This is a genomic window from Isoptericola sp. NPDC057191 (assembly GCF_042670225.1).
Taxonomy (GTDB): Bacteria; Actinomycetota; Actinomycetes; order Actinomycetales; family Cellulomonadaceae; genus Isoptericola.
In genome coordinates, this window is sequence record NZ_JBHUWC010000170.1 from 1 (window position 1) to 8,935 (window position 8,935).

Here is an 8,935-nt window from a genome sequence, read left to right on the forward strand (position 1 = left end):
GCGACGCGGGCGTAGAGCGCCCGCACCTCCGCGTCGTCCAGCGGGATGTACGCGAACGGCGGCAGCACCAACCCGTCGGCGCCGGCCGCGACCGCCGCCCGCGCACGCACCGCCACGCGGTGCGCCGAGCCGTCGGCGACGCCGACGTGGACCGGCGAACCGCCGGCGGCGGCGACGGCGACGCGGACCACGGCGTCGCGCTCGGCGTCGTCGAACGACACTCCCGCGCCGGACGTCGCGAGGACGACGACGCCGTCCACCCCGGCGTCGACCGCTCGGCCCACCAGCCGGCCCAGGGCGTCGAGGTCGACGGCTCCGCCGTCGTCGAGCGGGGTGACGGGGTAGGCGAGAAGCCCGGTGAACGCCGAGGTCATGGGCGGCATCGTACGGAGGCGACGGTCAGGACGTGCGCGCGTCCACCGCCTCGACCGACAGGGCGTGGTCGGACGCCATGGCGGCGGCACCCAGCACCCCGGCCTGCGCGCCGGTGCGGGCGACGGCGATCCGCAGGTGCTGGGTGGCCAGCGGCAGGGACCTCCGGTAGACGACCTCCCGGATCCCGGCGAGCAGGTCCTCGCCCGCCTCGGCGAGGATGCCGCCGAGCACGATGACCGACGGGTTGAGCATGCTGACCGTCGCGGCGAGCACGCTGCCGATCTCGCGCCCGGCCTGCCGCACCGCCTGCGCGGCGGTGACGTCGCCGCCGCGCACGAGCGCGACGACGTCCGCCGGCCCGGTGACCTCTAGGCCGGCGGCGCCCAGGCGCGTGGCGAGGGCCTGCCCGCTGGCGATCGCCTCGAGACAGCCGACGTTGCCGCACCGGCACACGACGTCCTCGGCGCCCGGCACGGCGACGTGCCCGACGTCGCCGGCAGCCCCCTGGGCGCCCCGGCGCAGGGCGCCGTCGGCGATGATGCCGGCACCGATGCCGGTGGCGACCTTGACGAGGATGAGGTCGGAGACCTCGGGCCAGGCGATGCGGTGCTCGCCGAGCGCCATGATGTTCACGTCGTTGTCGACCAGGACGGGCGCGTCGAACCGCGCACGCAGGATCCCGGGGACGTCGGCGTCGTCCCAGCCGGGCATGATCGGCGGGTTGTTGGGGTGTCCCGTGGCGTGCTCGACCGGCCCGGGCAGGCCGACGCCCACGCCGGCGAGGTCACCGACGGAGCGGCCCGCCGTCTCGAGCAGCTTGCGCCCGGTCTCCGCGACCCAGTCGAGCACCGGCTGGGGTCCGTCGGCGATGGCGAGCGGCGCGTCGAGCTCGGCGAGCACCGCGGACGCGAGGTCGGTGACGGCGAGCCGGGCGTGGGTCGCCCCGAGGTCGACGCCCAGCACGACCTGCGACGACGGGTTGAACGCGAACGTGACGGGCGGGCGGCCGCCGGTGGAGGTGGCCTCGCCGGCGGGCGCGATGAGACCGGTCGCCATGAGGGCATCGATGCGCCCCGCGACGGTGGACCGCGCCTGTCCGGTCAGGGTCGCGAGCTCGGCCCGCGTGCGAGCCCGGCCGTCGCGCAGGAGCTGGAACATCTCGCCGGCCCCGGTGGTCCGTGGCCCGGCCGCTGCACCTTCCGTCATAGCCCTAGTCAATCACGATCGGATAACTCTCACCTTTTGCTTGACGCTCGACAGAAGTGGTTCTAGGTTCGGTCCTATGGTCGATGTGGACCGCGACGACGCGGCACCGCCGGAGGGCAGCGACGCCCCCGCCCCGCTGCTGCGCATGGAGGGGATCGTCAAGCACTTCCCCGGTGCCCGGGCGCTCGACGGGGTGGACCTCGACGTCCTGCCCGGCGAGGTCCACTGCCTGCTCGGCCAGAACGGCGCCGGGAAGTCCACGCTCATCAAGGTCCTCGCGGGAGCGCACCAGCCCACCGCCGGCAGCATCGTGCTCGACGGCGCGGAGATCGCCATCCCGCACCCGGTCGCGGCGCTGCAGCACGGGATCGCGACGATCTACCAGGAGCTGGACGTCGTGGACGGGCTCACCGTCGCGGAGAACATCTTCCTGGGCCACGAGCTCGACCGGGGTGGGTTCACCCAGCGGCGCGAGGCCGTGCGGCGCACGCGCGAGCTGTTGGCGCGCCTCGGCCACCGAGAGATCTCGCCCTCCACCGAGGTGGGCCGGCTGTCGGCCGCCGGCAAGCAGGTGGTCTCCATGGCCCGGGCGCTGTCCCACGACGCCCGGGTCATCGTCATGGACGAGCCCTCCGCCGTCCTCGACGCGGGCGAGGTGCAGAACCTCTTCCGGGTCGTGCGCGACCTCACCGCCCAAGGGGTGGCCGTCGTCTACATCTCCCACCGCATGGAGGAGATCCGCCAGATCGGGCACCGCATCACCGTGCTCAAGGACGGCCGCACCGTGGGCCGTGACCTGCCGGCGACCACCCCGACGGCCGAGCTCATCCGGCTCATGACCGGCCGCACCGTCGAGTACGCGTTCCCGGCGCGGCCCGGCGTCCCGGCCGACGCGCCCGTCGTGCTCGACGTCGAGGGCCTCACCCTCGGCACCACCTTCGAGGACGTGTCCTTCCAGGTGCGGGCGGGGGAGATCGTGGGCCTCGCCGGGCTCGTCGGCGCCGGACGGTCCGAGATCCTCGAGACCCTCTACGGCGCCCGGCGGCGCACCGCCGGCAGCGTCCGCGTCCACGGACGCCGGCTGCGGGCCGGCGCGGTCGACGCCGCCGTGGCCGCGGGCGTGGGGCTGTGCCCCGAGGAGCGCAAGAGCCAGGGGCTCGTGCTCGACGAGCCGGTCTACAAGAACATCACCCTGTCGGCCTTCGCCCGGATCGCCCGCGGGGGATGGCTCGACGAGCGGGCGGAACGCGCGGCGGCACGCGAGCAGGTCGCCGCCCTGGACCTCCGCCCCGCGGACGTCGACCGCGCCGCCCGCACGCTGTCCGGGGGGAACCAGCAGAAGGCCCTGCTGGGGCGGTGGCTGGTGCACGGCTGCGACGTGCTGCTCCTGGACGAGCCCACGCGCGGCGTCGACGTCGGCGCCCGCTCCGAGCTGTACGCCCTGGTGCGGCGGCTCGCGGACGCAGGCACGGCAGTGGTCGTCGTCTCCAGCGAGATCCCGGAGGTCCTGGGGCTCGCCGACCACGTGCTCGTGGTCTCCGAAGGCCGCGTCGTGCACCGGGCACCGGCGCAGGACATCGACGAGCACCGCGTGCTCGACCTCGTCATGGAAGGAACCGCCGCATGAGCACCCAGGTCGACGCGCCGCCCGCCGAGGGCGCGCGGTCCTCGTGGTTGTCCGGCCCCGCCGGGCGCACCGTCGGGCTCGTGGTGGCCCTCGCCCTCCTCGCCGTCGTCGGCGTGATCACGGGCGGGGAGCGGTTCGCCAGCTTCGACAACGTCATGACGATCCTGCGGCTCGCCGCGGTGACCGGCGTCCTGGCCATCGGGATGACGTTCGTCATCACCGCGGGCGGGATCGACCTGTCGGTCGGGTCCGTGCTGGGTCTCGCGACCGTGTGGGCCAGCACGCTCGCCACGCAGACCATGGCCGAGGACCTCCACTGGACCGTCATGGTGCTCACGGCGCTCGCGGTGGGCGCGGCGGCGGGGGTCGTCAACGGGGTGATCATCGCCTACGGCAAGGTCGTGGCGTTCATCGCCACCCTCGCGATGATGATCGCCGCCCGCGGCCTCGCGGAGATGATCTCCGGCCGCCAGACGCAGGTCGTCAAGGTGGACGGCTTCCTCGACTTCTTCCGCGCCGACCTCGTGGGCGTGCCGGTCCTGGTGTGGCTGTTCGTCGTCGTCGCGGTCGCGGGCTGGTTCCTGTTCAACCGCACCACGTTCGGCCGCCGCACCGTCGCCGTCGGCGGCAACGCCGAGGCGTCCCGCCTCGCCGGCATCAAGGTGCAGCGTCACCTGCTGTACGTGTACGCGCTGTCGGGACTGACCGCCGGGATCGCCGGCGTGATGATGCTGGCGCGCACCACGGCGGGCACCTCGACCAACGGCCTGTACTACGAGCTCGACGTGATCGCGGCCGTGGTCGTCGGCGGCACGCTGCTGGTCGGCGGGCGCGGCACGATCCTCGGCACCGTCATCGGCGTCCTCATCTTCTCCATGCTCACCAACGTCTTCACGATCAACAACCTGTCCATCTCCGCCCAGAACGTCGCCAAGGGCGCGATCATCGTGATCGCCGTGCTGCTCCAGCAGCGCTTCGCCAAGCGCTCGACGTCGACGTGACGCCCGGGACCACGACCACCGTCGCCTGAGCACCCCGCACGATCCAGCACCACCCCAGCACCACCCCTGCACCACCCCGCACCGGGCCACCCGCCCGGCAGGGCCGGACCGAATCGAGGATGATCACATGTCCGCACGCACCGAGCTGGGACGCACCGCCCGCCGTCGGCGCACCCTCGCGCTGACCGCCGTCGCCACCACCGCCGTGCTGCTCGCCGCCGGCTGCACCAGCAACGAGCCGCCGGAGGAGGAGACCTCGGCCGCACCGCAGGCTGCGGCCGGGAGCAACGACGAGCCGGGGGAGAAGGTCGTCATCGGCTTCTCCGCCCCGGCCGCCGACCACGGCTGGATGGGCGCCATCACCAAGGCCGCCGTCGACACGGCCGACCAGTACGAGGACGTCGAGCTGCAGCAGGCCGAGGCCACCAACGACGTCAACGTCCAGATCAGCCAGATCGAGCAGTTCATCAACGACAAGGTGGACGCCATCGTCCTCCTGCCGTTCGACGGCGCCGCCCTCACCGAGGTCGCCACCAAGGCGATGGACGCCGGCATCCCCGTCATCAACGTCGACCGGGAGTTCTCCAGCCCGTTCGCGGCCCGCGCCACGGTGCTCGGCGACAACTACGGGATGGGCGTGAGCGCCGGCACGTACATCTGCGACCAGCTCGGCGACAAGCCCGACGCCGTGGTGGCCGAGATCGCCGGCATCGACTCCCTGCCCCTCACGCAGGACCGCAGCAAGGGCTTCAAGGACGCGCTGGCCGACTGCAACCTCGACGTCGACGCCCGGGTCGCCGCGGACTTCACCGTCCAGGGCGGCGAGACGGCGACGTCCAACCTGCTGCAGGCGCAGCCGAAGATCGACGCCATCTGGAACCACGACGACGACCAGGGCGTCGGCGTCCTGGCCGCCATCGAGAACGCGGGCCGTGACGAGTTCTTCATGGTCGGCGGGGCGGGCTCGCTCGACGTCATGGAGCACATCAAGGCCGGCGACTCGGTGCTGCAGGCCACCGTCGTCTACCCGTCCACCCAGGCGGCCGACGGCATCAAGCTGGCCCGCATGGTGGTGCAGAACAAGAACATGGGCGACCTGGTCTCCGCGGGCGTCCCGCGCACCACCCAGCTCTACGCGCCCGTGGTCACGAAGGACAACGTCGACCAGTACATGTCGATCGGGTTCCGGTCCTGACCGAACAGACCGAACAGACCGACCAGATCGACCGGACCGGCACGATCCGCACCACCGCACCGCGCGACGAGGAGGAGGGCGCTCGATGAGCGAGCACGCCACGGCAGGGGACAGGCCGACGCTGGGCGTCGGGATGGTCGGGTACGCGTTCATGGGAGCCGCGCACTCCCACGCGTGGCGCACCGCCCCGCGGTTCTTCGACCTCCCGCTCACCCCGCGGATGCGGGTCGTGGCAGGCCGCGACGCCCGAGCCGTCGGGGCCGCGGCGCACCGGCTCGGCTGGGACACCGCCGTCACGGACTGGCGCGAGCTGGTCGCGCGGGACGACGTCGACCTCGTCGACATCTGCACCCCGGGCGACACGCACGCCGAGATCGCCGTCGCGGCGCTCGCGGCGGGCAAGCACGTGCTGTGCGAGAAGCCGCTCGCCAACTCGGTGGCAGAGGCGGAGGAGATGGTCCGGGCGGCCGAGGCAGCCGCCGAGCACGGCGTGCACGCGGCGGTGGGCTTCACCTACCGCCGCGTGCCGGCGATCCAGCTCGCCCGGCGCCTGGTCGAGCAGGGCCGGATCGGCGAGGTCCGGCACGTGCGGGCCCAGTACCTGCAGGACTGGCTGACCGATCCGGCCGCGCCGTTGTCCTGGCGCCTCGACAAGGAGAAGGCGGGCTCGGGGGCGCTGGGCGACATCGGCGCGCACGTCGTGGACCTCGCGCAGTTCGTCACCGGGGAGCGGCTGGTCGGCGTGGCCGGGATGCTCGAGACGTTCGTGCGCGAGCGTCCCGTGCCGGCGTCGTTCTCCGGCCTGACGGGCGAGGCGGGGGAGGGCACCGGCCCCGTGACGGTGGACGACGCCGCCGTCTTCTTCGGCCGGCTCTCGGGCGGAGGTCTGGCGAGCTTCGAGGCGACCCGCTACGCCGGCGGGCGCAAGAACGCCATCCGGCTCGAGGTCAACGGCACGCGCGGCTCGGTCGCCTTCGACTTCGAGGACATGAACCTGCTGCACTTCTTCGACGCGGCGGACGACGCGGAGGTGGCGGGCTTCCGCCGCATCGTCGTCACCGAGCCGGAGCACCCGTACGGCGGCCACTGGTGGCCTGCCGGGCACGGGCTGGGCTACGAGCACGCCTTCACCCACCAGGTCGTGGACCTCGTCGGCGACCTCGCGGCCGGGCGGCAGCCGACCCCGTCGTTCGCGGACGGGCTCGGGGTGCAGCGCGTGCTCGACGCCGTCGCCCGCAGCTCCGACAAGGGGAGCGGCTGGGTCGAGCTGCCGGCCTAGCCGCCGCCCGTCCCGTCCTGCGCACGCACCACCGCCATCACCAGTCACCACCAGTCACCACCAGTCACCACGAGTCACCGTCCGCCACCACCCCACCGCCGAGCTCGACGAGGAGATGCGCACCATGGCACGACCGATCACCCTGTTCACGGGCCAGTGGGCCGACCTGCCGCTGGAGGAGGTGGCGCGGCTCGCGTCGGGATGGGGCTACGACGGCCTCGAGCTGGCGTGCTGGGGCGACCACCTCGACCCGTGGCGCTGGGACGACGACGCGTACGTGCAGTCCCGGCTGGACCTGCTGGAGCGCCACGGGCTGAAGGTGTACGCCATCTCGAACCACCTCAAGGGGCAGGCGGTGTGCGACGACCCCATCGACGAGCGCCACCGCGACATCCTGCCGGACGTCGTGTGGGGCGACGGCGACCCGGAGGGGGTGCGGCAGCGCGCTGCGGAGGAGATGAAGCACACCGCCCGGCTGGCCGCGCGGCTCGGCGTCGACACGGTCGTGGGCTTCACGGGGTCGTCGATCTGGAAGTACGTGGCGATGTTCCCGCCGGCGTCGGAGGCGATGGTGGAGGCGGGCTACCAGGACTTCGCGGACCGGTGGAACCCGATCCTCGACGTCTTCGACGAGGTGGGCGTGCGTTTCGCGCACGAGGTGCACCCGAGCGAGATCGCCTACGACTACTGGACCACCGTCCGCACGCTCGAGGCCATCGGGCACCGGACGGCCTTCGGCCTCAACTGGGACCCGTCTCACATGGTCTGGCAGGACCTCGACCCGGTGAGCTTCCTCTGGGACTTCAAGGACCGCATCTATCACGTGGACTGCAAGGACACGAAGAAGCGGATGGGCAACGGCCGCAACGGCCGCCTGTCGTCCCACCTGCCCTGGGCGGACCCGCGGCGCGGCTGGGACTTCATCTCCACCGGCCACGGCGACGTCCCCTGGGAGGACGCGTTCCGGATGCTCAACACCATCGGGTACGCCGGGCCGATCTCGATCGAGTGGGAGGACGCCGGCATGGACCGGCTGGTCGGCGCGCCCGAGGCGCTCGACCTCGTGCGCCGGCTCGCCTTCGACGCGCCGGAGGCGGCGTTCGACGCGGCCTTCTCGCAGCGCTGACTCGTCAGTCCGCGCCCGGCCTTCCTCCGGGCGCGGACAGACCGGCCCGTCGCGCTGCGTGGGGCGCGCGACGTCTCAGGAGGGGCGGTGCAGCATGACGACGTCGTCGTGCTGCACGCCGCCGACGTCGTAGGTGCGGCGGCCCGCCACCTCGAAGCCGTGCTTGCGGTAGAACGCCTGGGCCCGCACGTTCTCCCCGTTGGTGCCGAGCCACAGCGGGGCGCTGACCCCGGCAGCGGCGGCGAGCCGAGCGCTCGCCGCGACCGCCCCGTCCAGGAGGTGCGCCGCGACGCCCCCGCCGAGAGCGTCGGGGTGCACGTAGATCTTGGACAGCTCCGCGTAGGGGCCCTCGCCCGCCGCGGCACGCAGCACCGCGCGCTCCTCGGCGCCGTCGGGCTCGCCGAACGCGACCAGCGCGTAGCCCAGCAGCGTGGGGACGCCCTCGACCGCCGAGCTCTCCGCCGCCCCGTCCGATCCGGCGGCCGCGCCGGCGATCGTTCCGCCCACCGTGCCGTTGACCGCGACCAGGAGGGCGTGCCGGTCCGACGTCGCCCAGGCCTGGAAGTCGGCCGGCGTGAGATGGGCGGCGATGTGCGCGGCCATGGTCGCGACCGGCGTCCCGGGCGGGCACGCGAGCGGGAACGTCAGGGCCGCGAGCCAGGCGACGTGCGCCGCCTCCCCGGGCTGAGCGGGACGGACGAGGACGGGCGCGGGGCGCACGAGGGCGGTCGGCGTGGAGGTCACCGAAGGATTCTCGCGCGGACCGGACGGGTGTGCGCCGCGTCACCGCGGACGGAGTTGGCCGGGTGCCAGGGAGCGTGTAATGTTCTACGACGTCAGCCCGACAGGGAGACGGACACCGAAGAGCATGACCGGGAGACCGGAGCTCGGGTGGCCGACCGGGGCTGGAACTCACATCGAGGAATGGGATAGCATTCGTGCGCCCCGGACGTCGTTCGTGGGGCTTTCCGATCGAGATCGGACCGTCCGCCACCTGGAAAACAGGCGGTTGGAACGGCCGAAAAGATCTGGTAAGTTTGAGGGGTTGCCCCGGCGGGGCTGGAACGGAAAAGGTTCTGGTCTTGTGGGTGTGCGTCGGTTGTTTGAGAACTCAACAGTGTGTTTG

Annotated in this window: 8 protein-coding genes; 5 read left to right on the forward strand and 3 right to left on the reverse strand. The window is 72.9% G+C overall.

Annotated elements, in window-relative coordinates; translation table 11 throughout:
- Both ACFT55_RS16675 and ACFT55_RS16680 read right to left on the reverse strand, forming a co-directional pair.
- The coding region (locus ACFT55_RS16675; protein ID WP_380244962.1) for a dihydrodipicolinate synthase family protein at positions 1-374 on the reverse strand (374 nt) is incomplete at its 3' end.
- 25 nt (positions 375-399) lie between these two features.
- Positions 400-1,581, reverse strand: coding sequence for an ROK family protein (locus ACFT55_RS16680; protein WP_380244963.1), 1,182 nt, complete (start codon positions 1,579-1,581; stop codon positions 400-402).
- 76 nt (positions 1,582-1,657) lie between these two features.
- On the opposite strand from ACFT55_RS16680, the gene ACFT55_RS16685 reads away from it, so the two are divergent.
- The 5 genes from ACFT55_RS16685 (at position 1,658) to ACFT55_RS16705 (ending at position 7,809) form a co-directional block, all read left to right on the forward strand.
- Positions 1,658-3,208, forward strand: coding sequence for a sugar ABC transporter ATP-binding protein (locus ACFT55_RS16685; protein ID WP_380244964.1), 1,551 nt, complete (start codon positions 1,658-1,660; stop codon positions 3,206-3,208).
- On the forward strand, positions 3,205-4,209 hold the full coding sequence (locus tag ACFT55_RS16690) for an ABC transporter permease (RefSeq protein WP_380244965.1): 1,005 nt from the start codon (positions 3,205-3,207) through the stop codon (positions 4,207-4,209). Before ACFT55_RS16685 ends, ACFT55_RS16690 begins: the two co-directional genes overlap by 4 nt.
- A 127-nt stretch (positions 4,210-4,336) precedes the next feature.
- Positions 4,337-5,404, forward strand: a complete 1,068-nt coding sequence (locus ACFT55_RS16695; protein ID WP_380244966.1) for a substrate-binding domain-containing protein — start codon at positions 4,337-4,339, stop codon at positions 5,402-5,404.
- Positions 5,405-5,489: 85 nt separating this feature from the next.
- Entirely contained in the window at positions 5,490-6,683 is a 1,194-nt protein-coding gene (locus ACFT55_RS16700) for a Gfo/Idh/MocA family protein (protein ID WP_380244967.1), read from the forward strand.
- A 124-nt stretch (positions 6,684-6,807) separates the two neighbouring features.
- Positions 6,808-7,809: a sugar phosphate isomerase/epimerase family protein gene (locus ACFT55_RS16705; protein WP_380244968.1), complete on the forward strand. Its 1,002-nt coding sequence runs from the start codon at positions 6,808-6,810 to the stop codon at positions 7,807-7,809.
- Positions 7,810-7,884: 75 nt separating this feature from the next.
- On the opposite strand, the gene ACFT55_RS16710 is transcribed toward ACFT55_RS16705, so the two are convergent.
- Positions 7,885-8,553: a GNAT family N-acetyltransferase gene (locus ACFT55_RS16710; protein ID WP_380244969.1), complete on the reverse strand. Its 669-nt coding sequence runs from the start codon at positions 8,551-8,553 to the stop codon at positions 7,885-7,887.
- Positions 8,554-8,935: the final 382 nt, after the last annotated feature.